This is a genomic window from Microbacterium sp. MAH-37 (assembly GCF_009758255.1).
Classification (GTDB): Bacteria; Actinomycetota; Actinomycetes; order Actinomycetales; family Microbacteriaceae; genus Microbacterium.
Genome location: NZ_WSEN01000004.1, coordinates 139,247 through 166,048 on the forward strand (window position 1 = coordinate 139,247; position 26,802 = coordinate 166,048).

31 protein-coding genes are annotated in these 26,802 nt (G+C 67.7%); 8 read left to right on the forward strand and 23 right to left on the reverse strand.

The window, feature by feature from the left end:
- The first annotated feature begins 2 nt into the window (after window positions 1-2).
- The 3 genes from GON06_RS04095 (at window position 3) to GON06_RS04105 (ending at window position 2,698) form a co-directional block, all read left to right on the forward strand.
- Window positions 3-734: an IclR family transcriptional regulator gene (locus GON06_RS04095; RefSeq protein ID WP_157311042.1), complete on the forward strand. Its 732-nt coding sequence runs from the start codon at window positions 3-5 to the stop codon at window positions 732-734.
- A gap of 35 nt (window positions 735-769) precedes the next feature.
- On the forward strand, window positions 770-1,156 hold the full coding sequence (locus tag GON06_RS04100) for a RidA family protein (RefSeq protein WP_116242478.1): 387 nt from the start codon (window positions 770-772) through the stop codon (window positions 1,154-1,156).
- A gap of 96 nt (window positions 1,157-1,252) precedes the next feature.
- A complete protein-coding gene (locus GON06_RS04105) occupies window positions 1,253-2,698 on the forward strand; it encodes a lipase maturation factor family protein (protein WP_157311043.1) in 1,446 nt (481 codons plus the stop codon).
- 27 nt (window positions 2,699-2,725) lie between these two features.
- Here GON06_RS04105 and GON06_RS04110 read toward each other — a convergent pair whose 3' ends face one another.
- From GON06_RS04110 to GON06_RS04120, 3 genes are all read right to left on the reverse strand, one after another.
- Window positions 2,726-3,412 (reverse strand): cation diffusion facilitator family transporter, encoded by a 687-nt coding sequence (locus tag GON06_RS04110; RefSeq protein ID WP_157311044.1) that lies wholly within the window; start codon window positions 3,410-3,412, stop codon window positions 2,726-2,728.
- Entirely contained in the window at window positions 3,409-3,768 is a 360-nt protein-coding gene (gene cmtR, locus GON06_RS04115) for a Cd(II)/Pb(II)-sensing metalloregulatory transcriptional regulator CmtR (protein WP_157311045.1), read from the reverse strand. The genes GON06_RS04110 and cmtR overlap by 4 nt, the downstream gene beginning before the upstream one ends.
- A 213-nt stretch (window positions 3,769-3,981) precedes the next feature.
- Window positions 3,982-5,448, reverse strand: a complete 1,467-nt coding sequence (locus GON06_RS04120; RefSeq protein WP_157311046.1) for an MFS transporter — start codon at window positions 5,446-5,448, stop codon at window positions 3,982-3,984.
- A gap of 95 nt (window positions 5,449-5,543) precedes the next feature.
- Here GON06_RS04120 and GON06_RS04125 point away from each other — a divergent pair, with 95 nt between their 5' ends.
- The 4 genes from GON06_RS04125 to GON06_RS04140 are packed head-to-tail and all read left to right on the forward strand — an operon-like array spanning window position 5,544 to window position 7,895.
- Entirely contained in the window at window positions 5,544-6,014 is a 471-nt protein-coding gene (locus GON06_RS04125) for a MarR family winged helix-turn-helix transcriptional regulator (protein ID WP_157311047.1), read from the forward strand.
- 8 nt (window positions 6,015-6,022) lie between these two features.
- A complete protein-coding gene (locus tag GON06_RS04130) occupies window positions 6,023-6,763 on the forward strand; it encodes a hypothetical protein (protein ID WP_157311048.1) in 741 nt (246 codons plus the stop codon).
- A 56-nt stretch (window positions 6,764-6,819) separates the two neighbouring features.
- The gene (locus tag GON06_RS04135) at window positions 6,820-7,254 is read left to right on the forward strand and encodes a hypothetical protein (RefSeq protein WP_157311049.1); all 435 of its coding nucleotides are present in this window, start codon (window positions 6,820-6,822) and stop codon (window positions 7,252-7,254) included.
- 59 nt (window positions 7,255-7,313) lie between these two features.
- The gene (locus GON06_RS04140; RefSeq protein ID WP_332837149.1) at window positions 7,314-7,895 is read left to right on the forward strand and encodes a DUF305 domain-containing protein; all 582 of its coding nucleotides are present in this window, start codon (window positions 7,314-7,316) and stop codon (window positions 7,893-7,895) included.
- A gap of 69 nt (window positions 7,896-7,964) precedes the next feature.
- Here the strand turns inward: GON06_RS04140 and msrA are convergent, their stop codons facing one another.
- The 17 genes from msrA to GON06_RS04225 all read right to left on the reverse strand — a co-directional run bounded on the left by msrA (window position 7,965) and on the right by GON06_RS04225 (window position 22,762).
- Window positions 7,965-8,510 (reverse strand): peptide-methionine (S)-S-oxide reductase MsrA, encoded by a 546-nt coding sequence (msrA, locus tag GON06_RS04145; RefSeq protein ID WP_157311050.1) that lies wholly within the window; start codon window positions 8,508-8,510, stop codon window positions 7,965-7,967.
- Complete coding sequence (msrB, locus tag GON06_RS04150; protein WP_332837150.1) at window positions 8,507-8,971, reverse strand: peptide-methionine (R)-S-oxide reductase MsrB; 465 nt, start codon at window positions 8,969-8,971, stop codon at window positions 8,507-8,509. Before msrB ends, msrA begins: the two co-directional genes overlap by 4 nt.
- 181 nt (window positions 8,972-9,152) lie before the next feature.
- Window positions 9,153-9,401, reverse strand: a complete 249-nt coding sequence (locus tag GON06_RS04155; RefSeq protein WP_157311051.1) for a DUF6510 family protein — start codon at window positions 9,399-9,401, stop codon at window positions 9,153-9,155.
- Window positions 9,401-10,141 carry an FAD-binding oxidoreductase gene (locus GON06_RS04160; RefSeq protein ID WP_332837151.1) on the reverse strand — a complete coding sequence of 247 codons (741 nt, stop codon included), beginning with the start codon at window positions 10,139-10,141 and terminating at the stop codon, window positions 9,401-9,403. Before GON06_RS04160 ends, GON06_RS04155 begins: the two co-directional genes overlap by 1 nt.
- Window positions 10,138-10,728, reverse strand: a complete 591-nt coding sequence (locus GON06_RS04165) for a molybdopterin-dependent oxidoreductase (protein WP_157311052.1) — start codon at window positions 10,726-10,728, stop codon at window positions 10,138-10,140. Before GON06_RS04165 ends, GON06_RS04160 begins: the two co-directional genes overlap by 4 nt.
- 57 nt (window positions 10,729-10,785) lie before the next feature.
- Window positions 10,786-11,175: a cupin domain-containing protein gene (locus GON06_RS04170; protein WP_157311053.1), complete on the reverse strand. Its 390-nt coding sequence runs from the start codon at window positions 11,173-11,175 to the stop codon at window positions 10,786-10,788.
- Between the two features lie 30 nt (window positions 11,176-11,205).
- On the reverse strand, window positions 11,206-11,538 hold the full coding sequence (locus GON06_RS04175; RefSeq protein WP_157311054.1) for an antibiotic biosynthesis monooxygenase family protein: 333 nt from the start codon (window positions 11,536-11,538) through the stop codon (window positions 11,206-11,208).
- A 68-nt stretch (window positions 11,539-11,606) separates the two neighbouring features.
- Complete coding sequence (locus tag GON06_RS04180; RefSeq protein ID WP_157311055.1) at window positions 11,607-12,104, reverse strand: carboxymuconolactone decarboxylase family protein; 498 nt, start codon at window positions 12,102-12,104, stop codon at window positions 11,607-11,609.
- A 770-nt stretch (window positions 12,105-12,874) separates the two neighbouring features.
- The gene (locus tag GON06_RS04185; RefSeq protein ID WP_157311056.1) at window positions 12,875-13,606 is read right to left on the reverse strand and encodes a hypothetical protein; all 732 of its coding nucleotides are present in this window, start codon (window positions 13,604-13,606) and stop codon (window positions 12,875-12,877) included.
- Between the two features lie 10 nt (window positions 13,607-13,616).
- Window positions 13,617-14,039: a DUF302 domain-containing protein gene (locus tag GON06_RS04190; RefSeq protein WP_157311057.1), complete on the reverse strand. Its 423-nt coding sequence runs from the start codon at window positions 14,037-14,039 to the stop codon at window positions 13,617-13,619.
- Window positions 14,040-14,088: 49 nt separating this feature from the next.
- Window positions 14,089-14,568 carry a cupin domain-containing protein gene (locus GON06_RS18620; protein ID WP_157311058.1) on the reverse strand — a complete coding sequence of 160 codons (480 nt, stop codon included), beginning with the start codon at window positions 14,566-14,568 and terminating at the stop codon, window positions 14,089-14,091.
- Window positions 14,569-14,609: 41 nt separating this feature from the next.
- A complete protein-coding gene (locus GON06_RS04200) occupies window positions 14,610-15,491 on the reverse strand; it encodes an ester cyclase (protein ID WP_157311059.1) in 882 nt (293 codons plus the stop codon).
- Window positions 15,492-15,556: 65 nt separating this feature from the next.
- On the reverse strand, window positions 15,557-15,976 hold the full coding sequence (locus tag GON06_RS04205; protein ID WP_157311060.1) for a DUF1003 domain-containing protein: 420 nt from the start codon (window positions 15,974-15,976) through the stop codon (window positions 15,557-15,559).
- Window positions 15,977-16,015: 39 nt separating this feature from the next.
- The gene (locus GON06_RS04210; protein ID WP_157311061.1) at window positions 16,016-16,825 is read right to left on the reverse strand and encodes an SDR family NAD(P)-dependent oxidoreductase; all 810 of its coding nucleotides are present in this window, start codon (window positions 16,823-16,825) and stop codon (window positions 16,016-16,018) included.
- Window positions 16,826-16,834: 9 nt separating this feature from the next.
- Window positions 16,835-17,113: an NADPH-dependent FMN reductase gene (locus GON06_RS04215; RefSeq protein WP_157311062.1), complete on the reverse strand. Its 279-nt coding sequence runs from the start codon at window positions 17,111-17,113 to the stop codon at window positions 16,835-16,837.
- Between the two features lie 300 nt (window positions 17,114-17,413).
- Complete coding sequence (locus GON06_RS04220) at window positions 17,414-19,252, reverse strand: Ig domain-containing protein (RefSeq protein WP_157311063.1); 1,839 nt, start codon at window positions 19,250-19,252, stop codon at window positions 17,414-17,416.
- A 966-nt stretch (window positions 19,253-20,218) separates the two neighbouring features.
- The gene (locus GON06_RS04225; RefSeq protein WP_157311064.1) at window positions 20,219-22,762 is read right to left on the reverse strand and encodes a helix-turn-helix transcriptional regulator; all 2,544 of its coding nucleotides are present in this window, start codon (window positions 22,760-22,762) and stop codon (window positions 20,219-20,221) included.
- A 209-nt stretch (window positions 22,763-22,971) separates the two neighbouring features.
- Here GON06_RS04225 and GON06_RS04230 point away from each other — a divergent pair, with 209 nt between their 5' ends.
- On the forward strand, window positions 22,972-23,628 hold the full coding sequence (locus tag GON06_RS04230) for a class F sortase (protein ID WP_157311065.1): 657 nt from the start codon (window positions 22,972-22,974) through the stop codon (window positions 23,626-23,628).
- Between the two features lie 118 nt (window positions 23,629-23,746).
- On the opposite strand, the gene GON06_RS04235 is transcribed toward GON06_RS04230, so the two are convergent.
- From GON06_RS04235 to manD, 3 genes are all read right to left on the reverse strand, one after another.
- Entirely contained in the window at window positions 23,747-24,442 is a 696-nt protein-coding gene (locus GON06_RS04235) for an SGNH/GDSL hydrolase family protein (RefSeq protein WP_157311066.1), read from the reverse strand.
- A gap of 113 nt (window positions 24,443-24,555) precedes the next feature.
- On the reverse strand, window positions 24,556-25,500 hold the full coding sequence (locus GON06_RS04240) for a Gfo/Idh/MocA family protein (RefSeq protein WP_157311067.1): 945 nt from the start codon (window positions 25,498-25,500) through the stop codon (window positions 24,556-24,558).
- A 57-nt stretch (window positions 25,501-25,557) separates the two neighbouring features.
- The gene (manD, locus tag GON06_RS04245; protein WP_157311068.1) at window positions 25,558-26,796 is read right to left on the reverse strand and encodes a D-mannonate dehydratase ManD; all 1,239 of its coding nucleotides are present in this window, start codon (window positions 26,794-26,796) and stop codon (window positions 25,558-25,560) included.
- Window positions 26,797-26,802: the final 6 nt, after the last annotated feature.

Here is a 26,802-nt window from a genome sequence, read left to right on the forward strand (position 1 = left end):
CGATGTCGCAGAGCGTCACCCGTGCCGCGGCCGTGCTGGCATCCATCGCCGCCGAGCCCCTGTCTGCGGCCGAGCTGGCCGCGCAGTTCGGCATCCACCGCACCACGATGTTCCGCGAGCTGCAGAGCCTGGAGCAGGTCGGATTCGTGCGCAAGCAGCCCGACGGACGCTACGCGGTCGGCATGCAGCTCGCCGTGCTGGGCGGTGCCGCGCTCGAGCAGCTCGATCTGCGCGGCGCGGCCTTCGCGCAGGTGCGCCGGCTGCACCGCATCGTCGGCAACACCGTGCACGTGGGGGCGCTGATCGGCGACGAGATCGTCTACGTCGACAAGGTCGAGGATGCCGCGGGGGTGCGGATGTACTCGCGCGTCGGCGCCTCGGTGCTGCCGTATTGCAGCGGGATCGGCAAGGCCGTGCTGTCCGAGCTGCCCGTCGATCGTCGCGACGCGCTGCTCGCCGGATGCGACTGGCATCCGCACACCGCGAACACGCTGACCAGCCGCGCCGCCCTCGACGCCGACCTCGCCCTCACCGCCCGCCGGGGATACGCGTTCGACGACGCGGAATTCGAGGACTTCGTGGGCTGCGTGGCCGTGCCGATCGTGACATCCGCCGGCGTCGTCGGAGCGCTGTCGCTCACGGCGCTGCGCGCCGCCCAGAACCGTGAGCAGCTGGAGCAGCGCGTGCCCGTGCTGCGCGAGGCCGCCGCCGAGATCTCCCACCAGCTGGGATGAACCGAACCGACCGAACCGAGAAGAAGGAGAACACCATGCCGAACAAGACCGGTTTCTACGCCGAAGGTGCCCCCACCCCCGCAGGCCCCTACAGCCACGGGGTCGTCGCGAACGGATTCCTGTACACCGCAGGCTTCGGCCCGCAGGACGCCGCGAACGACCACGCCATCGCTGACAACGTGGGCGACCAGACCCGCCAGGTGCTGCGCAACATCCAGAAGGTGCTCGCCGTGCACGGCCTGACCATGGACGACGTGGTCAAGTCGACGGTGCACCTGCAGGACCTCGCCGACTTCGCCGAGTTCAACGCGGCGTACGAGGAGTTCTTCACGGCTCCGTACCCCGTGCGCACCACGGTGGGCTCGCAGCTGGCGAACATCCTCGTCGAGATCGACGTGGTCGCCGCGCTGCCCCAGGCCTGACGCCTTCCCCTTTCGAATCGCGCAACTGGCTGCATTCTCGGCGAGAATCGAGCCATTTGCGCGATTCGAAGGTGTGTGGGGACGTAGCCTGTCCCCATGGACGGGTTCGCCGCCGTCGACTTCGTTTTCGCGCGCGAGGTGCTGCAGCGCGGCATCGCGGCGCTGTACCTCGTCGCGTTCATCTCGACGCTGAACCAGTTCCGGCCGCTGCTCGGCGAGCACGGTCTGCTGCCGGCATCCGATCTCCTGCGCTGGGCGCGGGGACGCAAGCGGATGCTGCGCCCCACGCTCTTCCGCTACGTGACCTACACGGACCGGCGCCTCGTCGCGCTGTGCGGGATGGGCATCGCGGTCTCGGCCCTGCTCGTCGCCGGCATCCCGCAGCTCGGCCCGCCGTGGGTGCCGATGATCGCCTTCCTGCTGCTCTGGATCGGATACATGTCGATCGTCAGCATCGGGCAGACCTTCTACGGCTTCGGCTGGGAGATGCTGCTGCTCGAGGCAGGATTCCTCGCCGCGTTCCTGGGCTCGGGCGACCAGCCGCCGCCGACCGTCGTGATCGTGCTGTTCTGGTGGCTGGTGTTCCGGCTCGAGTTCGGTGCCGGGATGATCAAGATCCGCGGCGGGCGCGAGTGGCGCGACCTCACCGCGCTCACCTTCCACCACGAGACCCAGCCGATGCCTGGACCGCTGAGCCGTCAGGCGCACCTGCTGCCGCGGTGGTTCCACAAGGACGAGGTGCTCGGCAACCACTTCGCCCAGCTGGTGGTGCCGTTCTTCCTGTTCGCCCCGATCCTGTCGCTTCTCGCGAACTGGGCCCCTGAGCTTGTCGAAGGGCCTCTCATCGTCGGAGCCGTCGCCGCCGCGATCGTCATCGCCACGCAGTGCTGGCTGGTGATCACCGGCAACTTCGCCTGGCTGAACTGGGCGACGATCGTGCTGGCGTTCTCGGCGGTCGGAATCCCTTCGACAGGCTCAGCGCCCCAGCCGCTCTACTGGCTGGTGATCACGTCAGCCGTCGGCATCCTGTACATCGCCGTCAGCTGGCCGGCGCTGCACAACCTGTTCGCGCGCCGGCAGTTGATGAACGCGAGCTTCAACCGCTGGCAGCTCGCGAACGCCTACGGCGCGTTCGGCACCGTCACGAAGCAGCGCATCGAGATCGTCGTCGAGGGAACGCTCGACGAGGATCCGGATGCCGCGGAGTGGGTCGAGTACCCCTTCAAGGGCAAGCCGGGGGAGTTGGGTCGCATTCCGCGGCAGTTCGCGCCGTACCACCTGCGGCTGGACTGGCTGATGTGGTTCCTGCCGCTCGGCTACTCGCTGGACGACTGGTTCACGGTGTTCCTGGTCCGGCTGCTCGAGGCGGATGCGCCGACGCTGCGCCTGCTCGCCCGCGATCCGTTCGGCGGGCGGAAGCCGCGCTGGATTCGGGCCGTCGCGTACCGGTACCGCTTCACCACGCGAGCCGAGCACCGCGCGTCCGGCGATGTCTGGGTGCGCGACCGGCGCAGGGTCGTGGTGTACCCGATCGGGCGCTGACGCCCGTCGGTCTGCGCGGGTCGTTGGTCAGCGCGGCCGGCAGCAGTCGTCGTCGCAGTGCTCGGCCTCGCGCTCTCCGGTGAGCACGGCAACGGGCGCCGCGCAGCACGCGTCGCCGCGCCACGCCTCGATCCCCTCACGGACAGCGAAGCCGGCGATGACGAGGGCTGCGAGGGAATCCGCCCACGCCCACCCGAGCAGGCTGTTCAGGACGAGGCCGACGAGAAGCGCCGCCGAGAGGTAGCTGCAGATCAGGGTCTGCTTGGAGTCCGCCACCGCGGACGCCGAGCCGAGCTCCCGTCCGGTGCGGCGCTCGAACCAGGACAGGAACGGCATCACCAGCAGGCTCAGTGCGGCGATCGCGATGCCGACGGGCGAGTGCTCGGGTTCGCGCAGTCCGGCCAGCGACAGGATGGCGTCGACGGAGACGTAGGCGGCGAGTCCGAAGAACGAGATCGCGATCACGCGCAGCGCGGTCTTCTCCCGCCGCTCGGGATCCGGCGCGGCGAACTGCCAGGCGACCGCGGCGGCCGAGAGGACCTCCACGACGGAGTCCAGCCCGAACCCGATCAGCGCGGCCGAGGAGGCGGCGCCTCCCGCCGCGAGCGCGACGACGGCCTCGATCACGTTCCAGGAGATCGTGATGGCGACGACGATCCTGATCCGTCGCCGCAGCACCGCCGTCCTCGCCGGGGTCAGCACCGCGGTCGTCATGACGCCTGCTCCGTGTCACAGCAGCCGGGCACCGTGCACGCGGGGTCGATGCACGGGATGCTCTCGTCCACGGCGAGGGTCACCTCGACCAGTGCGGTGAGTGCCGCGGCGAGATGGGGGTCCGCGATCTCGTATCGGGTCTGCCGGCCCTCGGGTTCGGCCACGACGATGCCGCAGCCGCGCAGGCAGGCCAGGTGATTCGACACGTTCGTGCGGGTGAGGTCGAGATCGCGGGCGAGCTTCGCGGGGTATCCCGGTCCGTCCAGCAGGGACAGCAGGATGCGGGAGCGGGTCGGGTCGGACATGGCCCGCCCGAGCCGGTTCATCACGTCCGTTCGCGAAGCAATGGTCAGCATGTACTGACCATACAGCAATCGCTGACCTTTCCAGAGGGTGGCCGATTCGGCCGCTACGTGCCCAAACTGCGGAGCGGCCGGGCGACACGCCGGGGCGGGCTGCGCTGCTCCGGCGCGCCGCGGGCCGGCATCCGAAGCTGGGGACGGATGCCGGGGAGTCGGACCCCGACCGGGACGTCGGATCCTGGCATCCCAGTCGGGTACGCCCGCGCCTCAGGCCGCGACCGCCTCCGCGGCATCCGCCTCGGCCAGCGCCTTCTCCTCGGCGAGGTGCGCGCGCACCGCCCGCACGCCGGGCAGCAGCAGGCTCGCCACTGCCGCGATGGCCAGGCCGGTGAGCGCGACGGCGACCGAGGCGCCCAGCGCGTCGATCATCGACGTGCGGCTCCAGTCGTCGCCGATCCGGGCGAAGAAGATCGTCGTCGACACGGCGATGCCGCCGGCCGCTCCGATCTGCTGGAAGGTGCTGTAGGTGCCGGATGCCGCACCCGCATCCTGGACCGGAACGGTCGCGAGCGCGACGTCGACGAGCGGGATGATGATCAGTGAGAGACCGACGCCGGCCGTGAGCATTCCGCCGATCGCCGCCCAGCCCGTGAACCCGGCGCCGGTGGCGACGAGTACGGCGTAGGTCCACCAGATGCCGGCGCCCATCAGCACGCAGCCCGCGGCGATCAGCGCCTTGCCGAGCTTGGCCGTCAGCGGGACGGCCAGTCCGGTGCCGAGCATCGCGCCGATGCTGAAGGCCAGCAGGTTCAGACCCGCCCCCAGGGCGTCGAAGCCCAGGGCGAGCTGCAGGTAGAGCAGGAACGGCAGCGTGAAGGCGTTCATCGCCCCCTGGAACATCGCCTGCGTGACGAGTCCGGCCGAGAACCCGCGGTTGCGGAACAACGGCAGCGGCAGCAGGGCGGAGCCGTCCCGTGCCATCCGGCGGCGGGAGTGGCCGATGAACAGCGCCAGCAGCACGACGCCTGCGCCGACGACCGCCCACAGCCAGGCCGGCCAGCCCAGCGAGCGGCCCTCGATCAGCGGGATCATCAGGCACAGGAGTGTCGCGGTGAGCAGCGCCACGCCCCACAAGTCGGTGCGCAGCGGGCGCTCCGACCGGGTCTCAGGCACGAAGCGCACCGCGAGGACCGCGATGACGATGCCGACGGGCAGGTTGATGAAGAAGATCGAGCGCCAGCCGAGTCCGGCGATGTCGGCGTCGACGAGCCAGCCGCCGAGAAGCGGTCCGATGACGGCGGCCAGGCCGGTGACCGCGCCCACGAGGCCGTAGATCGGCGCGCGCTCTCGAGGCGTGTAGAGCGCCTGGACGGTGGCGAGCAGCGGCGGCACCATGAGCGCGGCGAACAGTCCCTGGATGATGCGGAAGGCGACGAGCGCCTCGCCCGACCAGGCCGAGGCGGCCAGCGCCGATGCGGCGGTGAAGCCGATGATGCCGATGAGGAACAGCCGCTTGCGGCCGAAGATGTCGCCCAGCCGGCCGCCCGTGATGAGGGCGACGGCGAACGCGAGGATGTAGCCCGAGACGATCCACTCGAGGGCGGCGGGCCCGGCGTCGAGTCCTGTCCCGATCGACGGCAGCGCAACCTGCACGATGGTCACGTCGAGCAGGTCCATGAATGAGGCGAACAGGAGGATGCCGATGGCAAGTCCTCGTCGCGTGGTGGTGGCCATGAGGTGTCCTTCCTTAGACTGGTGATGTCTCCTTCATGGAATATTTCCGAATCGGGATAATTCCACAACGGAGAGAATAGGCAGGGGAGGACGCGATGTCAAGCAGGTCCGAGGTGATCGGCCGCCTCAACGGCGAGATGCAGGTGCTGATCGCGGATGCCGTGCTGCGGAACGAGCGCATCGCGCGCACTCTGGGCCTGAACGTCGTCGACCTGCAGGCCTTCGGCGTGCTCGCCCGCGCCGGACGCCCCCTGACCGCCGGCGAACTCAGCCAGCGCACCGAGCTGCCGAGCAGCACGACCACCCGCGTCATCGACCGGCTCGAGAAGCAGGGACTGGTGAGCCGGATCTCCGATCCCGCCGACCGCCGCCGCGTGGTGGTGCGGGTCGATGAGGAGAAGCTCGCGCTGATCAGCTCGCCCGCTGAAGGGTCTCCGTATGCCGAGGTCTCGGCGCACATGGATCGGGTGTACGCGGGATTCACTCTCGACGAGCTCGAAGTCGTCGCGCGCTACTTCGCCGCGATGAATGCGCCGACTGCGGCCGACACGTCGGCCGAGGACTGAGGGCGGCCGTGTCCAGGCAGCTGTCGACCGCTGAGCAGCAGAAGCGCCGGAAGGCGCGGCAGATCCGCCGCCGCGAGCGTGAGGATCGCGAGCGTGAACAGGCTCGATGGAAACTGTCGGCGGGGACGACTGCCGCGATCCTGATCGCCGCGGCGCTTCTCGGCGCCGGCATCGGCTGGGTGGTGACGCCGTCGCTGATGCCGGACGCCGATCCGGTGACGGCCATCGCCACCGGTGCGCTCACCGGGGGCGTCTCCGCTCTGCTCGCCGCCGCCGGGATCGTCGGCATGCTCGGCGTCAAGCCCCGGTGGGTGTTCATCTGCTCATCGCTGGCGGTCGGCGGCGTGATGTACTTCGCCGTTCTCGACGCCGCCGGTGCGGTGCCGTTCACGCGGATCGGCTGGATGGTGTGCGCGGTCGTGCTCACCGCCGGATTCCTGGGGATCGGTGTCTTCGGCGTCAGCGTCGAGAAGTCCGGCAGGCGGCCGATCGGCACTCTCGCCATCAGTACGGCGGTCGCCGCCGTCGGGGCCGTGATGCTCGGCGGAGGGCTGCGCGCATCGGGACCGATCTTCGTCGGGCTGTGGTCGGTCGGCGGGCGTACGGTCGATGCCAGTCCGGCCGACGGACTGGCGCCCGTCGCGTTCGCGCTCTTCGGCATGATCGTCGCGACGCTCGGAGTCTTCGCGCTCGCGGGCTGTGGATGGGCTTCGATCCAGCGGCGCAGGAACGGTCGACCCGCCCGCTGACCGACGCCTCGGTCGGTTCGGATGCGTGACGCGTCGTCGCCCGTTACGATACCCAGGTGGGGTACTCACTGAGGACAGGGCGGCTGATCGCCGTCATCGTCCTGCTCTCAGGCCTGCTCGGCATGCATGTGCTCGGACTGCACGGCACCTCCGATCACCACGGCATGTCCGAGACCGCGGTCACCCACGCGATGACGGCGGATGCTGCGCAGCCGACGGCTGCAGAGGCCTCCGTCGTCCGGCACGCGGATGCCGGTCACGGCGTTGACGCATCCGCCGTCCTGCAGGCGCCCGCCGGGCACGGAACGGGCGCCGGCGGCACGATGGCCGCGCTGTGCGTGCTCGCACTGCTCGCCGGCATCCTGCTGCTGCGTGCGCCGTCTCTCCGCGGCGGACTGCCGGCGCCCGGCATCCTGCTGCGCGCGCCCGCCGCGGTCCCCGTCGCCCCGCAGCCGCCCTCTCTCGACGTTCTCTGCATCAGTCGCAGATGACCCGTGCTCTGGCGCGCCCGCGCGCCGAAGCACCGTCATCGAACACTGAAGGAGAAACCATGAACACCATTCGCCGCGCCCTGATCACGGGCGCAGTCGTCCTGTCACTCACCACGCTCGCCGCGTGCACTCCGACGCCGTCGGGGCACGAGAACATGCCGGGGATGTCGCAGTCGCCGGCATCCGACGCCGTCGCGAACGACGCCGATGCGATGTTCGCGAGCATGATGATCGGTCACCACGAGCAGGCGATCGAGATGAGCGATCTCGTGCTCGGCAAGGAGGGACTCGACCCCGACGTCGCCGACCTCGCCACGCGCATCAAGGAGGCGCAGGGCCCCGAGATCGAACAGCTCAAGGGCTGGCTCGACGACTGGGACGTACCGGCCGCCGACGACTCGATGGGTCACGACGACGGCATGATGAGCGCCGACGACATGGCGGCCCTCGAGGCGGCGTCCGGAGCGGATGCGGGGAAGCTGTTCCTCGAGCAGATGATCGTGCACCACGAGGGCGCCGTCGACATGGCGGAGGACGAGGTCGAGAACGGCAGGAACCCGGACGCCACTGCCCTCGCGCAGAAGATCATCGACGCGCAGACCGAAGAGATCGCCGAGATGAAGGGGATGCTCGCGGGCTGACGCCTTCGGGGGCGGAGCTCAGGAGGGGCGGACCAGCGCATCGGCGATGGTCCACCCCTCTGTCGACGATCAGGCGGTGCGGTGCGGCAGGACCCATCCCGCGCGAGGGAAATGGCATGTGTAGCCGCCGGGGTAGCGGATCAGGTAGTCCTGGTGCTCGGGCTCGGCCTCCCAGAACGGTCCTGGTGCCTCGATCGTCGTCACGGCCGGGCCGGGCCACAGGCCGGAGGCGTCGACGTCGGCGATGGTCTCGCGCGCGACGCGCTCCTGGTCCGCATCGAGCGGGAAGATCGCCGAACGGTAACTGGTGCCGATGTCGTTGCCCTGGCGGTTCAGCGTCGACGGATCGTGGATCTGGAAGAAGAACGCGAGGATGTCCCGGTAGGTGGTCTTCGCGGGGTCGTAGACGATCTCGACCGCCTCGGCGTGCCCGGGATGGTTGCGGTAGGTGGCGTGGTCGTTCTGGCCGCCCGTGTAGCCGACGCGGGTGCCCAGCACGCCGGGCTGGCGGCGGATGAGATCTTCCATGCCCCAGAAGCAGCCCCCTGCGAGGACGGCGGTCTCCGCGCCCTCCTGGCGGGTGATGGTTCCGGTGTCGCTGATGCCGCTGGTCATGATGCGGCTCCCTTCGGGTCGGTGAACAAGTGCAGGTAGTTTTCGTAACCCTGATCCGCCAACTGTGCGGCGGGGACGAAGCGCAGAGCGGCGGAGTTCATGCAATAGCGCAGACCACCCTCAGCAGGAGGACCGTCGAGGAAGACGTGCCCGAGGTGGCTGTCGGCGCCGGTGGAGCGCACTTCGGTGCGTTCGATCCACAGCTTCCGGTCGGTGCGCGTCGTGACGACATCCGGGTCGATAGGGCGTGTGAAGCTCGGCCAGCCGGTGCCGCTGTCGAACTTGTCAGTCGAAGAGAACAGCGGCTGCCCGGAGACCACGTCGACGTAGATGCCCAGCGCATGGTTGTCCCAGTACACGTTGCGGAAAGCGGGCTCAGTGCCGTCCTGCTGGGTGACGCGGAACTGGGCTTCAGTAAGACGGGCGAGGGCGTCCTCGGTCTTGCGGTAGTCGTGTGACACGGTTTCTCCTTGTCCGACGTCGCTGGATGCGGCGTCATTGATGAGAACAAGGTGCGAAGGGTTTCTGGTCCCTCGGGCCTGGAAACGGACTGTGAGTTCGGAGAATCCTCTCCAGCGGGTGCTCGGATGACTGGTCCCCGCGCGCTCACTCTCAGCACGGGCAAGGGCCCACAGCGGGGTCTCAGAACTCGATGGCGCCCATGCCGGTGAAGTTCACGAATCTGCGACCGTCCGCCTGGACGAACACGAGCAGGACGTGCCCGCAGCTCCGGCAGCGCCCAGTGCTGCTCGCGGGGTTCAGGTAGACGACCAGTTCTCCGAGCTCCGCGATGTGCCCGCAGTTGTTGCACCGGGCTCGTGCTTCTGTCGCCTCGAAGGCGAAGAGTTGGCTCAGCGTCCCAGCGAGTGCGTTGCCGTCCACGATGTCCATCAGCTTCCTCCGAATCGTTCCGTCCGAATCGAGCGTGCGTCGTGCCCGAGTTCGATGAGCCACCCGGCGACGGTCTCGACGAAGCCGGTGGATCCGCAGACGTAGACGAGCGGATCGGAGTCCGCCGGCAGCACGACCTGCGCGAGCCAGTCGCGGGTGATCCGCCCCACAGGTTCTCCGTCCGGTGCTGAGCGGGTGTAGACCAGGTCGAGGTGGAACGGCGCGTCCCCCTGCTCGAAGCTCGCCAGGTCGTCCGGGAAGAAGAGCCGCTCGGGACTGCGGACCGAGTACAGCATCCGCATCTGGGTCGCATCTCCGGCGGCGGCGTGCGCGGCAGCGATCCCGATCAGCGGCACGCTGCCCGATCCACCGGCGATGAGCTGCACCGGGCGCCCTGCCGCGCCGTCCGTGGGCGGACGCCACACGAAGTACCCGCCGAGCGGCCCCTGCACCTCCAGCTTGTCGCCGACCATGAGCTCGTAGACGAGGAAGGGAGAGACCTCCCCGTCGCGGACCCGATCGACAGCGAGCACCACTCGGTCACCCTGCCCAGATGAGGCGAGGGAGTAGGACCGTGTCGCCGTGTACCCGTCCGGGGCGGTCAACCGCAGATCCACATGCTGACCGGCGAGGTTGCCCGGCCAACCGTCGATCCTCAGGGTGATGCGCCGTCCTGTTCGGCCCTCGGGCTGTGCTTCCAGGACAGTGGCGACGTGCCATCCCGCGCGGGATCCGGTCACCAGTACCGCTCCTCCCGCCAGGGATCACCGTGCATGTTGTAGCCGTTCTGCTCCCAGAACCCCGGCACATCATCCGGCATCATCTCCAGCCCGCGAAGCCACTTGGCGCTCTTCCAGAAGTACAGGTGCGGCACCAGCAGCCGCGCCGGACCGCCGTGCTCCGCATCGAGCAGCTCGCCCTCGTACTCGAACGCGACCCACGCCTGACCATCCAGCAGTTCATCGAGCGCGATGTTCGTGGTGTACCCGCCGAAGGAGTGCGCCATGACGAAGTCGTGCTGAGTCTCGATCTCCTCGAACAGGGTGTCCAGCGACACCCCTCGCCAGTTCGTTCCGAGCTTGGACCAGTGCGTCACGCAGTGGATGTCCGTGGTGATGTCCTCGGCATCCAGCTGCAGGAACTCATCCCAGCTCCAGCTGTGCGTTCCCTGTTCGGTACGGATCGTCAAGTCCCACTCGTCGGTGTCGATCTGCGGAGTCGGGCCGTACGACAGCACGGGGAAGTCACGCGCGAGAGTCTGCCCAGGCGGCAGCCCCTCATCGCGGTCACGTCCCCGGCCGGTGAAACCTCTCGTGATGAATGACATCTTCCCTGCCTCCCTGAGAGCGTCGGATTTCTGTTGCGCAGCGCCGTCGCGCCGAAGTCATCCCTGCGCGGCGTCGGTGTGAGGATCGAGCAGGTCGGCGCCGATGATCACGGCCGCCTCATCGCCCGCGTTCCGCCACCAGTGCGTGGCCGTGGGAGTCACGACGGCGGGCGCGGCGTGCTCGACGGCGACATCATTGCCGACGGAGAACTCGAGCAGGGCGCCGGTCATGACGAACAGGATCGTGGGACGGTTGTCGTGGGGATGGGCGGCGATCACGCCACCGGGCTCCACGGTGATGCGACGCATCCGCATGGTCCGATCGCTGAGCGGTGTGCTCCCGGCGGGAAGCGCACGATCGGCGAGGGGGATGGCGGCGAGCACTTCGATCGTCTCCCCGGCGGAATGGAAGGGCATGTCGATGTCGATGTCGTTGGGTTCGCTCAAGGGTCGCTTCCAGGTCGTCGATCGCGGGGATCAGCCGTGTGTGTCGAGCACGGTCACGTGCTGATCAGGATGCTGTCTGAGCACGCGGATCGCTTCGCAGACAGTGATCGTGTATTCGGTGAAGTAGGCTTCACGACCGCGCGACATCGCCTTGCGATGCACAGGATCGGCGATCCACCGGTTGTGCGCCTCCAGATCCTCGAACTCGACGATGGTGCAACTCTCGCCGTCGTCGGCCTGGAACCGCTTGAAGGAGACGAATCCCGGGATCGTGGGCGCGACGTCCACCACGGCCTTGCCGAGTTCCCGGTATTCATCGAGGAATGTCGGGTCGGTCTTCTGGCGAAAGACGGTGACGATCATGTCGGTTCTCCTCGGATGTGATCAGAGTACGAGTTCGCCGCCCTCGACGAAAGGATCGGTCACGCGGATCAGCGCGTGCTCCGCGGGGTGTGTCCGCGAGCAAGGAACAACCGCGTCCACACATCCATGTTGATGATCGCCATGGTGAGCGCTTCGATCGCCGCTTCGTCGAAGTGCGGACGCAGGCCGTCATGCGCACCCGCGATGTCGCCTTCGCGAAGACCGGACAGGGCCTCGGCGTACGCGAATGCCGCTGCTTCGGGCTCCGTGAAGTGCGAGGATGTGCGCCACGCCGAGATCGCGTCGATCTTGACGGCGGCGATGCCCATCTTCCGCGCTTCGCCGGCATGCAGGATCGTGCAGTACGCACAGCGGCTGTTCACCGCGATGAGGAGGCGCACCAGCTCGCCGAGCTCCTGGTCGAGGGGCAGCACCGGGCCCGCAGGCGTGCCGTACGCCTCGGCCATGGCCTTGGGGAGGGCGTCGAAGCCCGTCTCGTTGTGATCGATACGCGTGTCGACGAACTCGATCCCCTCGAACGTGCGTGACGTGATCCCGGTGCTCATGCGCTTCCCTCTCCTCGGGGTCCCATTGACCCAGATGAAAGCACGTCGAAGGGCGCGCGAGGACGGAGATGCGGAGACTTGAGTACTCATCGTCGGCGATTAAGTACTACGGGAAGTGCGGTGCAGCACCGGCGGCGTTCCGCGAGCTGATCGACGCCTCATGCGGGCGACGCTGTCTCACCGGCCACGGCGGGGGCTCGCCGCGACGGCGGCTTGGACCCGGATCGTGTCAGATGAGTTCTCGATCTTTCTTCGGCCGTTCGAGCTGGATTGTCCGGGCGTCGTCGCGCCTGCTTGATTGTGACTCTGGCATGAGGGTGCGACAGAGCGCCGCGTGGCGCCGCGTGGCGCTTCTCCGGTCTTCGGGTTGTGCTGGTCAGGGGCAACAGCGGTCTTGGCCGCTGGGCGCCGGGGGCGCGCGAACCGGCTGATCGCGGCGAGGGCGATCGTTGTAAGGCTTGATCGTTCGGGAGATGGCCGCGGGTGCGGACCGCCTTGAACGGGTCCTTGACAGCACGCTCGCGCTTCTCGTAGCGAAATGCGCTGTCAGCTCACGCTTCCAGTGTGGACTCAACCACCAGCTTGGTCGGCTGCGCGAGCAAGCGGCCCTCACCATCGATCGCGACGCCGGCCGCAGGCACCGCCCGCGAGCTGATCGATCAAGCCCCGCGACGAAGTGATGGGCTAGGAGGCACCGTCGACGGTGCCAGCAGCATGCACTCGCAGAACGGCAGCCGTAGCGGTACCACGTCGAGGACCGTTGATACCTTTTACGCGATGCACGCGACGAGCACGGGTTGTGAGATGAAGACGTCGTCGCTGCTGGATGCCGTAGTGGTGGCGCCCAGACGATTGAGGTACCTGTACACGGCGGGACCGGTGCTCGTGGCCGTGTAAGTGAAGGTGAAGGTCGTCCACACACGTGCACCTGACGGCGGACTCAACGGAATCTGGGTTCTCGGCGACCAGGCGGTGCGGGTGGTGTACTCCTGAACCACCTGGCCATTGATCTGCACCTGCACCTCGTGTCCGCCGGCGGCTGGGTCGATCGGCTCGGTGTAGTAGGCGTAGTTGGCGCTGATCTCGAGCGAGAACGTGTACTCGACTCCGGCGACCATGTCGATGGTCGTGTACGTTTCCGCGTAGGCGTCCTCTGTCGTGCTGTCGGCGTCGCGCGAGATCCGCCATACCCGCCGTTCGTTCACCGTTCCCCAGGCGTTGACGCCTGCGCCGGTGAAGCCGACCGATGTGCCTGCAGCGGGTACAGCGGTCGCCCATGTCGCTCCATCCGAGATCTCAGGGCAGGCGACGGCCGAGGCTGCGGCGAGCGGAGTGCCGACGGCGGCCGCGATGATGGGTACGCTCCAGATGCCGCCCGTGACCACGTTTCGCCGTGAGATGCCAGATGCGGCAGCGGAATGGTCGTCCGTGCCGTGGCGACGGACCACGTCGGGTCGATCTCCGACCGCTTCTCCTCTGCTTCGGGTGAACCAGGAGCGCATGCCGTACACCTTACCAGTCCTCTCCGCGATGACCGAGGTCGCGGTCGCACGACCGTTCTCCGTCCGCAGCGACAGCGAGATCGAGCCAGCCGCCGAGGATCCGGTCGATTGCAGCACGCACTTCCTGAACTTCTGGGTGATCGCTGTCGCCATCCCCGATGCGAGATGGCGGCGCGGTGCGCACCCATGTCTGCCCTTCCGCGTCCTGCCAGGCGAACACACGGATCGGCAGTTCACTGAGCAGTTCCGGATCGACGGCGGCGAGTTCCGCCACCAGGCCGGGGTTCTCGATGATGAGGACCTCCGCGGGCGCTACTCGTGCACCGCCGAGGCGCGCCACCTCCGCCTGATCCACGCGGGCGATCCGTTTGATTCCGCCGAACTCGGCGACCGCGGACTCCAATCGATCGATCGTCGTCGCAACGTCATGCACGCTCGTGCGCCGCCATCGTGACACGTCCCTGTCCGACATCCCAGACCTCTCAGCGGCCCGGGGGCGGGGTCGTGGCCAACGGCTCTGCGCTGTCGTCGAGCAGGTCGAACGTGAGCAACGCCAGCGGCAGCTTGTCGGAGTTGTTCTGCGCCCAGTGCTGGAGGTCGCCGAACTCGGCCACAGCTTCGCCCTCGTTCACGATCGCAGCTGTTCCCAGATTCTCGTCGTGGACCGTCATGCTCCCGTGCAGGACGAAGAGAATCGCCGGTCGGTCGGAATGGTCGTGCACCCCGATGACACCGCCCGGGTGGACGTCGAGCCGGCGCACTCTCATGGCGCGATCAGCGAGGGGCAGCGTTCCCGGCTTGAACGGGATCTCACTGATCCGGATCGCAGCGAGATGCGTTGACTTCTCGTCCACTGTGGCGTACTTGTCCACCTTCGGCTGGTCTTCGTCGTTCATCTTCGTCTCCTGTATGTGATGGTCGGATCTGACTTCATTGCGCCGGACAGGTTCCTCGATGAACACGTTCGCTCGGGGAACACGCCGTCGACTCTGTCAACGGTTCGTCAATGCTCTCCGGGGGCGATCTGGACGGCAGCGTCGTCTCCGTTGTGTATCGCGATGATCTCGACGAGTTTCCCGTCGTCGGTGCGCAGGAAATCGATCCCGCGAAGCATGACCGGCATCCCCGTCGCTTCATGGACCCGGCCCTCGGGATCGCGGAGGGGGCCGGAGTGGGTTCCGGTGAGAGTGTAGGAGACGGCTGTCCATGCGCCGTCGCGGAGCGTCCGGTCGACGGTCACCACAGCGGCGGGGAAGGCGGTGCTCCGGTTCTTCCAGAGGCCGATGAATGCCTCGAGCCGATCGGGGTCTTCGTGAGTACGGACGGAGGTCTTGACCTGCTCATCCGACATCTCACGAAGCATGCCGAACTCTCCCGCTGCCAGCGACGCGTACAGCTCGTGCGTGTCGATCCGCAGAGTCGCCGGACCCGAGGGGTGCTTCAGGTCGATCTCCTGATGCTGCTGGATGACGTCCGGACCGACCAGCTGCGACGGTATGCGATCCAGTCGTGTGATCGTGAGCAGGCGTTCCATCTTCCCGTGCTCATCGAAGTCGAACACTTCGCCGCTGTGTATCTCGATGAGCCGACCCGTGGGCTCGATCTCGCCGTACGGCCCGTCGTGGCGTCCCTGCAAGACGTACTGCACTGCCGCGGATCGACCGTCGACGACGATGACCTGATCTCGGAGCTGAAGCCCGGGAAACGAGGCCTCATAGCGGCGGAGACGCTCGACGAAGGCGTCACGCCCGCTGAAGACGAAAGCGTTGGAGTTCACCTCGATGTCGTCGGTGACCAGGCCACCGTTCACCTCGAAGGCGCCGTTGCTGAAGTTGCGGTGGAACTGGGCCGCGATGGCATGGATCGTGTCGTGATGATCGGACATGGGGACTCCTTCAGGTGATCAGGGAACGGTCACGGCGACGTCGGACCGCCGTGGGACCAGCGAGCTCATCGTTGCGGTGGATGAGCCCCGGAACGGGACCTGCCGTCGATGCATACGGCCTCGACTTCGAGCACCGCGGCGAGCGTCGCCCGAGCCCGCTCTCGGTCCCGCTGACCTTCGACGCGCTGGGTGAGCAGGACGACCGGGCCGTAGAGAGCGGCGAGAAGTGCGAGGCCGGCCGCCAATCCGCTGATCATCACCGCAGGAAACGGCGGTATCCGGATGACGGCGACGTTCAGCACCACCCAGGCGAGCGCCGCCCCGAGCACGGAACCGACGAACCGCCAGCTCGCGACGACCTTCGCGACCCGGATGGCCGCGCGCTCCGCACGCGTGATGTCGGTTGCGACGTGAGGAGGTGCCTGCGCGCCGCAGAAGGGGCAGGTACCGGCGCCCCGGTCGTCAGAAGAGGGCACTCGCGTCATCCGACAGCATCCTCCTCGACCTTCAGCGCGCGAGCGCGCTCACAGGACGAGCTCACCGCCGTCGACGACGAGGGTCGTCCCGGTCATGAATCCGGAGAGGCCGGACGCGGCGAACAGCACCACGCGGGCCACCTCGTCAGGTGCCCCCGCTCGTCCCAGGGGAATACGGGTCAGGTACGCATCGAGAGCAGCCTTGCCCTCTGCGCTCTGCGCGAGCCCGGTCTGAACCCCCGGAGTCTCGATGAGCGTCGGCGCGATCGCGAGGACCCGGATGCCGTGCGGTGCGAGGTCGCGAGCGAACGCCTTGGTCGCGCCGACGATCGCGTGCTTCGCCGCGACATAGTGTGCCGCGTTGGTCGCGGCGATCAACCCGGACACGGACACCATGTTGATGATCACTCCCGGTCGTTCGGACCGGGTCATCTGCTGCGCCACGGTGCGCGCAGCGAGAAACATGCCCCTCTGGTTCAGTGCGTGGAGCTGGTCGTATTCGTCGTCCGTGAGATCGAGGGTGTCGATGATCGGGAAGATCCCAGCGTTGTTCACCCAGACATCGATACGCCCATAGGCGTCGACGATCGTCGCGATCGTCGACTTCACCGCATCCGCATCCGCCATGTCGAGGACTTGCGCGCTGACCGTGACGTCGAAGCTGTCGCGCAGCTCCTGCACTGCCGTGACCAGGCCGGATTCGTCGATGTCGAGCAGCACCAGAGTTCCACCCGCTTCGGCGAAGCGGCGCGCACATGCAAGGCCGATGCCTTTCGCGGCACCGGTGATGACGACCACCTTGTCGCGGAAGTCGAGCATCTCAGCGATCGACAGGCTAGTGATATCGGGAGCAGGCATGTTGTCCTTTCAGGAAGGGATCGGTAGAGGCTCAGGTGCGCCCGGCGATTGCTGGCACTCGGCCAAGCTGGCAGCCATTTCCTGAGGCAGATTCAGCTCGGGCACCGAAGGCTCGTCGAGAAAGGGCAGATCGATCTCCGCAAGGTCGGCAAAATCTACGTCGAGTCCGGCCTCTACCGCACGCCGCTCCACCCACCGGGCGATCGGGAGTCCGATACGGCCCGGTCGGACGCTGCCGACGATGATCATGGTTCGTGACACGACGCTCCTGCTTTCCTGGCTGCTCATTTCGCTGCGCCAGGCTATACAGCCAGGTGGTCCGGTCCCGCCCGCGGAGAACAGGATGGGTAGTCATGGAGATGAATTGAGTATCAACACCACTCGAATTGCGTAGCGGGGCCCACTGCGGATGTGCCGCTCGTCGCGATGGGACGGGAGGCGACGGATCGCATGGCGCGCCCGATCTCACCGAACTTCACCGATCGCGCTGATCCCCCTCTGCCAGTTCACCACATGACGAGACGCCGGCACGGGTCCCGGAGCCGATGAGGCTCGGGGACCCGCGCCGTCAGAGCGCTACTGTGATGATCAGTTCGTGCGACGGCGGCGCAGCAACAGCGTCAGGCCAGTGGCGGCACTTGCAAGCAGGACTGCTCCGAGGCCCCACAACGCGGATTCTCCGCCCGTGGCGGCCAGAGCCCCACCGGTGTGCACCGCTGCGCCCTCAACGTCCGCGATCGTTCCATCGCCGCCAGAGTTGACGTCACTCGACGGCGTGTCCATGCCGTCGGTCGACGGGATGTCATTGTCGGGAGCAGGTGTAGGGGTGGCCGCGGGGTTGACGGTCCAGGTGAAGGTGGTCTCGACGGTGCCGGCCGTCTCGGAAGTCGCGGTTACCGTCACCGAGTACGTTCCGGCGGTCGTGGGGACGCCAGTCATCACGCCCGTGGCGGGGGAGATCACCACGCCGTCGGGAAGCCCTTCGGCGGCGAACTCCAGGGAGGAGCCATCGCTCGACGATGACTCAACCGGCACCGACACCTTGTCGCCGACCGTGTTGGCCTGGTCATCGACCGCCACTGTGGCTGTCGCGGGTGCGGGAGCGGGTGCCTCGGCCACCGAGACCGGCCAGTCCTCGATCTCGCCACCGTTCGCATCGCTGGTCGGGGTGACGGCGGCGTCGAAGCTGATTCGCAGGCGCAACCAGGTGTCACCGGCTTTGTCCGTGGCCGGAAGGTCGAGGGGAACCGTCGTCTGGCCGGAGCCGGACGCAACGGCGACGGGCGCGATGTTCTCCCCTTCGTCGAACTTGCCGTTCATGTTCGTGTCGTACCAGCCGTACAGCTTCGCGTCCTGATCGGACGTGTTCGTCACTGCCACATCCACAGAGGTGGGCTTCCCAGCGGTCGCCGCAGGTGCCTCGCTGAGCGCGTCATCCTGGTCGCCGTCGAGATTGGCATCCGTCTCGCGCGTGACGCTCGTCCCGAGCATCAGCTCTGCTGAATCCGATGACCAGTTCACGAGCGAGTGGCGCGCTCCATCCGCGTCCAACGTGGTGCCGTAGGTGTCCGGGGCGTCTCCGAAGTCCAGTGGCAGGATAGCCTGTGCGCAGCGCATACCGTCGTTCGTGTGGCTTGCCGGTCCCGTGGTGAAGTGCGACATCTTCGGACGATTCACGTCGATGCGGACGATCTCGCCCGAGAAGTTATCCGACCCGTACATGAAGCCATCGGCGTCTGCGTACATCGCACCGAATGCACCCGACTTGCCGCTCTTGAGCCGGCCGAGGTCTCCGATGCGCTCGAACTCGTGTGTCGTGGTGTCCATGCGCCACAAGACGAGCACGGTGTGGTCGTCAGGACGCTGGGCCACGGTGTAGAGGTATCCGTCATGGCCGGGCACGAACACCCAGTCTGCCGAACGGCCCTTCATGTCCGCAGGAAGCGTGAGAGCTCCGGAGTCCACGATTGTCATGAACGTAGAGGATCCAGGCCGGACGTCGATCTTGACGTACGTGTGCTGGCTGTCCGAGACCCAGAGATATCCGTCCGCGCTGACATCGCCGATGTTCCAGTTCGAGTCCACCATCCCCTCGGGAAGACCGAGGAACTCGAAGGACCCGTCGGAGCCGTAGCGCCCGATGCCGTTGTCGGTGTAGTCCCACGCGTACACGTATCCATCGAGCACGTTGAACCCGCCGCCGTTGATCGAGACGGGCAGCGTCGCGCTGTTGGTGACATCGCCGGAGGCGAGGTCGACACTCCACACCTCATCTTCCTGGGTCAGCAAGCCCGTCGCCGTGCAAGAGAAGGGCTGCGGTGCATCACCCTCCGCAGCGGAAGCGCTCGCGACGGTGCTCGCCATGAATGCGGTGCCCAGCAGCGCTCCGACAGCGGCCGTGCCGATCCAGCGATTTTTCTTTTTCATCAGATTTCCCCCTAAGTGCATACCCGAGGGGCGGCAGATCGCCGCCCCTCGGCGCCCCGAAACGATCCACGCATGCGCGTTTCTCGATCGGTGCGAGAGTGATTACGAGCGGACGCCGCTCGGGTGACGGCGTCCTGCTCAGATGTTCGACGCTAGACGTTCGGACCAGGACATCCTGGCGGGGGGTTCCACGAGTACGTAGTGGGCGCATTCGACTGCAGTGGTCGGGTATGGAGCATTAAGAGGCGTCGCGTTGTCGGTTGCGTGAAATGCGACGTTCAACGGTTCGCAGAGCCGTGCTGTCCGGCTGGCTCCGTCGCCGGCGAGGGCCGCTCCACCGCCGTCCGGCGAAGCGGCCAGAGTCGTCGTCACCGCCGGTCGATCGCGACGGGCCCGGTCTCAGCTGGACGTCACGTCGGACTGTGTGTCTCCGACATGACCGGAGCACGCCACGTATACCGTGAGGCTCACCTGCCAGGTGTGGGCGTGGTGCAGTTCCCTGATGCAGCACGTCGCTTCGGGGTGAGAATCCGGCCGAGCGACGATCGGTGGCCAGAAGGCGAACCAACTGCTCCTGCGGTGACCCGCCATGATCTGTCCGATCTGTCAGCATCGACGTCGTGTGATGATCATCGCGACGCTAGTCGAAGCACATCGACCACGCACAGCTGCGCACCGTGACAAATGCGACAGGAGCCGATGAAGGTCACCTCCTCTGCGAGCGCCGACCGCGTTCGACTGACATCGACCCGCATGCATCGCCCCGGCAGTACGCAACATGCTGACGTGGGATACGTAAGCCGTGGCGATGAGGACGTCAGGTCGCAGCGTTCTTGAGAACATGGTGACCGGTTCCACTGCGCCCTCCCCTGCGCGACTCCGCCCCCAGCGGAGGGTGGGACCACGAGGGAGCAGATCCGGATCGCCCCTGGTCGAGGGGCAGGCGCTCTGCCTCCCCTCGACCGCTCAGCCCCGTACGATGGGCGTTCCGCTGGCGAGGAACGCGCCGAGTTCGGCGCGACTCGTGACCTTCGCCTTACGCATGACCCGGTGCAGGTGGCTCTCGACAGTGCGCACGCTCAGCACGAGCTTGGCGGCGATCTCGGCGTTCGTGTTGCCGGCCGCGGCCAGCCGCGCGAGTTCGAGCTCGCGCCGGGTGAGGAGGATGTCGGCGCTGCGGAAGCGTGTCGGGTCGTAGGTGCCGGGCGTCAGCGAGGCAGCCAGTTCCGCGGACGCGCGTCGCAGGCGGTCCGCCTCGTCGGTGTGGCCCTGTGCATCGTGCAGATGTGCGGCGGCCTGCAGCGCGCTCATCGCGAAGCCCGGCCGTCCGGTGGCGGTCAGGCGTGGTGCGGAATCGGCGATCGCATCCGCGTCCTGATGCGAGAGCGCGTACACGAAGTCACGCAACGCGGCGACGAGCTCCCCGTCGGAGCTTTCCAGTCGGGGGCGCAGCTCTTCGAAGCGCCCGGCGTCCGGCTGGAGCTCGAGCTCGATCAGCCAGGCCTGCACGGCCGACCAGCGCGCCCCCTTCTGCCACAGCCGCTCCGCGCCTTCCCGCAGCGCGGCGATCGCATCGTCGGTGTGCCCTTCGCCCATCAGCAGCTGGCTTCGGGGCCAGCTCGTGGACATCGTCGGGAGGGGCCCGTCGGAGGTCGTGAGCCGCTCGGCCTGCTCGAGCCGGGTCACGGCGAGCTCTGCGCTGCCGGCCCGTCCCGCCACGATGCTGGCCATGCACAGCAGGCCCAGAACGGCAGACCGCGAGCCGACGCGCGGATAGCCCAATGCCAGGGCGGTCTCGGCCAGGCTGGTGACCTCGCGATAGTCGCCGCGAAGGATCTGGCAGTAGGCGGCGACGTAAGCGGCCGCCCGAATGCGCTCGCCGTCGAGTGATTCGCGAGCCTCTTGGAAGGCCCGGTACGCGGCTCGGGTCGCACCCTCGTGGTCGCCCGCGCCGAGGCGCTGGAGGGCGCGCAGCGCGGTGAGCTCACTGCCTTCCGCCGTCGACGGTGCGTCTGCGACGGGAAGGGCGTCGAGCTCCGTCCTCGCATCGGAGATCCGTCCCGCAGTGAGGAACGCGAGCGCACGTGTGGCGCGCACCTCGCGCTGCACCTCCGCCGGCATGTCGTCGGACACCGGCAGATCGGACCTGGGATCTCCGTGATAGCCGGGGTCGTCGAGCCGGATTCGCAGTGCCGTGGCCCGCAGGATCGGAGCATGGACCCCCGCGCCCTCGGCCTGCTCGTCGAGATACTGCAGGGCCTTCTCATGCCCTGTCTCCTCGACCAGCCAGCGTCCGCGCAGGGCCTGCAGTTGCGCGTGCACCACAGTGTCGCCCGAGGGTAGCGTGCCGAGGAGCGCCGAGATCTGCTGGGGAGGGGCATCGCTCTGGCACAGCGCCCTCGCGTATCGCAGCAGTGCCTCCGGCTCCGCTGTCTCGCGCCAAGCCCGCTCGCCTTCCCGGATGGCACGGCTCACCTGCTCCTGCACGACGCGCGCGAACACGGCATCGGGCTCGGGCGTAGAGTTCTCACCCGGGGACGAGAATGAGGCGACGAGGGGAAGGGTGCGTGGTTCGCTCCGCTGGGTGAGTCGCGTCGAACGCGCTCGCAGCGGCGAATGGCGGAAGTACTCCGCGACCAGTGGTGGAGTTACGGTCGCCGAGAGCATGCCGTTGAACATGGAGAAGCGCAGCAGCCCTCGTGCCTCGAGCTTCTCGATCGTCTTGTGCCCCACCAGGTCACTCGCGGCTCCCAGGTCGATCGGGCCGCTGAGGCTCAGCAGCTCGAGCGCCGTGCGGGTGCGACGGCCCCGGATACGGATCTGACGCTCGATCAGGCGATCGAGAGCCGGGCTCCACAGGCTGCCGATGGCCGTCCAGACACCGTCGCGTCGAACGATCGCGCCTTCCTGCATCCCGATCTCGAGCATGCCGATCGCCAGCCCAGGCAGCCCTGCCGACTTCGCGAAGATGCGGCTCACACAACTCGGGTCGAGCGGACCGTCGACACGTCCGCCCAGCAGGGTCTCCATCTCATCCAGGCGGAGCGGATGGAGGTGAACCACGTAGGCGCGCCGCCGTGGCACATCCAGGTCGGTCCGCGCTTCGATCCTCACCGGCAACTGCGCCGAGACGATGCGGAATCCCGATTCGGACTGCGCAGCGAGCACGGCCCCCCAGGAGGAGTCGTCGAGCAGGTCGCCGTCATCGATGAGGACGACGACACGTCGTCCTGCGGTCTCGTCCGACAGCGCCCTGATCGCGCGTGCGACGCCGGGCACGCTCCGCCCGGCGGAATCGCCGCTCACCTGGTGCAGCGCTCCCAGCGCGACTTCGCGCAGCGAGCCGATGCCGGCGAAGCGCCGCACCGTGTATTCACGGTCGACCAGGTGATCGTGCAGTGCGCTGAGGAAGAGGGTGCGTCCGCTGCCCGGCGCACCGGAGATCGTGACGTCGACGCCCTGCTCGAGATACGCGAGGGCGTCGGCGAGCTCCGCGGTCCTTCCGATCATGACGTTCAGTCTGCCTGCGCTGAGCGGCGATGGCTATAGGTGACCGCCGGGTCAATTGCGAGAACGCCCGTTCTGCACTCAATCGATGCCCGCTGACTACTCAGATGACGCTGTGGGGTACCCAAGTGGAGGTCGGAGGTCCCCCAACGGCGTCCCGGAACGCGCCGCCGACTCTCGCCCGACCTAAGGTGAGTCTCTGGAGGGGAACTATGTCCACACGAATCCGACGCAGCGTGCTCTGGCTCGCCGTGATCGTCTTGGCATCCGCTGCGCTGGCGATCTTCATCGCACTGGCGACCTCCAGCGCGCCCGCATCCGGGACCGGTCCGGTCGTGAAAGACATGAAGGGCAACAGCGTCGTCCTCGACGACGGCGAGCTCACCCCTGCGGCGGAGAAGGCGATGGACGCCGTGCCGGATGCGGGCGGGCGTCTCATCGCCGAGTCCGTGGGGCTGGACGTCCCGCTCGGAGAGATGAACGAGGTCGACGGCGTGATCACGCCCCCGGGATTCACCTCCGCCTATCTCGTGCGCAATCGGGGCGTCGCGCCGGCGGACGTCGCGAACGGTACGACGTACGCGGTGACGCACTCGCTCCGGAACGGCGGCGTCGCTCCCGGCAACTATCTCTTCGACGTGGATTCCGGAAAGCCGACGATCGCGATCGGTGCGACGATCGAGGTCGACGGCACATCTTTCGTCGTGGACAAGGCGTACACGGTCTCCAAGAAGGCGCTGCCGGCGCAGACGGATCTCTGGGCCGACACTCCGAATCGGCTCGTTCTCATCACCTGCCTGCAGAACCCGGCCAATTCGCCGTCGAGTGAGAACGTCGTCATCGAAGCCCATCTCGAGGTCGGGAAGTGACGGACGGCTCCCCGGGTGAAATGGTGCGCGTCTTCGTCGCCTTCGCGATCCTCAGCGTCCTCATCGCCGTCACGGTGATCATCGCGCGCCTCGTGTCAGCAGGCTGACGCCAGGGTGCTCAGGGATTGAGCGAACCCGCAGTGACCTGCGCCTGTAGCAGCGGCAGTGTGCGCGACGGTTCGGGGCGGATGCCGAGCACCTTCGCCAGCTCGAGGGCGAGCGCGGCGTGGCCTGCCTCGTTCGGGTGGAACGGGTCGTTCATCAGTCCCCACGGCACGCCGCCGTGGCCGATCTCGCTGAAGCGGGCGTGCTGGTCGACGAGCAGCACGTCGTCGCGCGCGGCGACGTCGCGGATCGCCTGCGCGAACTCGCCGATCCGCGCCCGCTCCGGCGCCGCGGCCACGTCGACTGACGGCGGCGTCAGCAGCACGGGCACGGCGCCGAGGGCCCGCACGCGCGCGACGAACTCGGCGATGGAGGCGCCGAACTCCGCCGGCGGGAGCGTCGCGACCAGGGTCGAGCAGTCGTTGGTGCCGATCATCAGGGTGACGATGTCGGGGTTCCAGGACGCCACGCGGCGGTCGAAGTCGGCAAGGATCTGCACGATCTTGTGCCCGCTGATCGCCGAGTTGATCAGGATGTCCCTGGTGCGGGCCAGCTCGCCGCGGACCAGCTCGTGCAGGTGCTCGGGGTAGGTGCGTCCTCCGTGCGTGTGCACGAGACCGTGGGTGATCGAGTCGCCGGTGATCACCCAGTTCAGGGGTTCTTCGGCGGTGAGCGCGGCCTGCAGTCGAGCGTTCTCGGCGGTGGTCATGTGGCTATTCTTCCGGGTCGGTGAGAAACGTCTGCCGGCGCGAGAAACGTTGCGTCACGGTGTTTCTCGCGCGTTGCCGCGTTTCTCGACGGGTGCAGCGGGGTTGCGGCGGATCAGAGGGGGACGGACGCATGCAGGGCGAGGGACCTGTAGGCGGCGTCGACGACGGTCACAGCGCTGACGGCCTCGCTGGGGGAGATCCGGGCATCAGTGCCGTTCTCGAGGGCGGTGACGAAATCGGTGAGCTGGGCGAGGTAGGGACTCTCGCCCGCGCCGTCGGGCGGCAGATACCCGTCGGGCGGAGTCTCAGCACTGTCGTGCCGCAGCCGCCCCTTCGTGCCGATCACCTCGATTGCCGTGCGGAAAGGCGTGCCTGGCCCGAGCCAGCCGCCGTGGATGCGGCTGACGGCGCCACCGCGGTGGGTGAGCACGACGTCGGCGGTCACGACGCGCGGCAGGATGCCGGCCGCCGAAGGTGGATCCTGCACCGCCGTCACGGATGCCACGGGGCCGGCGAGCCACAGAGCCTGGTCGATGTCGTGGATCATCAGGTCGCGGATGAGTCCGCCTCCGGCGTTCTCATCGAAGAACCAGGAGGCGTCCGGGCCGGCACCGACGCGGCTGAGCGCCAGTTCGGTGACATCACCGACCATCCCGCCATCCACCTTCTGTTTGATTCCCAGATAGTCCGGGAAGTACCGCACCACATGCGCGGGGAACAGCCGCACGCTCGCATCCGCCGCCGCGCGCACGATCGCCGCGGCATCCTCCGACGTCACGGCCAGCGGCTTCTCGCAGATCACGTGCCTGCCCCGGGCGATCGCACGCAGCGCATGATCGACGTGCAACGGACTCGGGGTGAGGATGTCGACCACATCCACCTGCTCGATGAGTTCGTCGACACTGGTGACCTCGTGGAATCCGTACTCGGATGCCAGTGCGCCCGCGCTGCGCGGAGAGGTCACGAACCCCTCCGCGCCGAGTGCTCGCCAGGCGTCCGCATGCAAACGAGAGATGCCGCCCGCGCCGATCAGTCCCACCCGCAGTGTCTTGCTCATGGGTTCATCCTGCCGTCCGCGCTCCTCCAGGTCGCAATCGCGGCGGCGGCGCCGCGCTCACCAGTCGTGCACGGTGCCGTCGAGCAGACGGTTGAACGGCAGGTAGGCCTGCTCGTACGGGTACTTCCCCGCCTCGTCCAGGTCGAGCTGCACGCCGAGGCCTGGCTGGTCGCCGGGGTGCAGGTAACCGTCCGTCCAGGTGAAGGACTGCTGGAACACCTGATCTGTGCGCTCGCCGTGTTTCATGTACTCCTGGATGCCGAAGTTGTGGATGGCCAGGCCCAGATGCATGGCGGCGGCCATGCCGACGGGGGAGATGTCTGTCGGCCCGTGAATGCCCGACTTGATCTGGTACATCGCGGCGTAGTCGAGCGTCTTCTTCAGCGGGCTGATGCCGCCCATGTGCGTGACGGCGCCGCGCACGTAGTCGATGAGCTGGTCGCAGATGATGTCCTTGAAGTCCCAGACGGTGTTGAAGATCTCACCGATGGCGAGCGGGGTGGTGGTGTGCTGCCGCACCAGGCGCAGCGCCTCCTGGTTCTCGGCCGGGGTGCAGTCCTCGAGCCAGAAGAGGTCGTAGGGCTCGAGATCCTTGCCCAGCCGGGCGGCCTGGATCGGCGTCATCCGGTGGTGGCCGTCGTGCAGCAGAGGGATGTCGGGGCCGAACTCGTTGCGCACGGCCTCGAACACCCCGGGCAGGTGGTTCAGGTAGGCGCGGGTGTCCCAGTCCTCCTCGACGGGCCTGGCGCCGCGCCGGGCCGGCTCGTGGTCGTAGCGCACGGTGGCGTCGCCGACGTCGGCACCCTGGGCCGCGATGCCGTAGATCGCCTTCAGAGTCGGCACCCCGGTCTGCACCCGGATCGCCTTGTACCCCTGCTCCTGGTGGGCGCGGATCGAGTCGAACAGCTCGGGCAGCTCCTTGCCGGAGGCATGTCCGTAGGCCATCAGCCCGTTGCGGGATGCTCCGCCGAGCAGCTGGTACACGGGCATCCCGGCCTTCTTGCCCTTGATGTCCCACAGCGCCATGTCGACGGCGGCGACGGCCGCCATGGTCACCGGTCCTCGGCGCCAGTACGCGCTGCGGTACAGGAACTGCCAGGTGTCCTCGATGCGGTCCTCGTCGGCGCCGAGCAGCAGCGGGGCGACGTGCTCCTGCAGATAGGCGACCACCGCCAGTTCGCGGCCGTTCAGCGTCGCGTCGCCCAGCCCGGTCACTCCGTCGGCGGTCGTGATCTTCAGCGTGACGAAGTTGCGATCGGGGCTGGTGACGATCACCTCGGCCTTGTCGATGGTCATGTCATC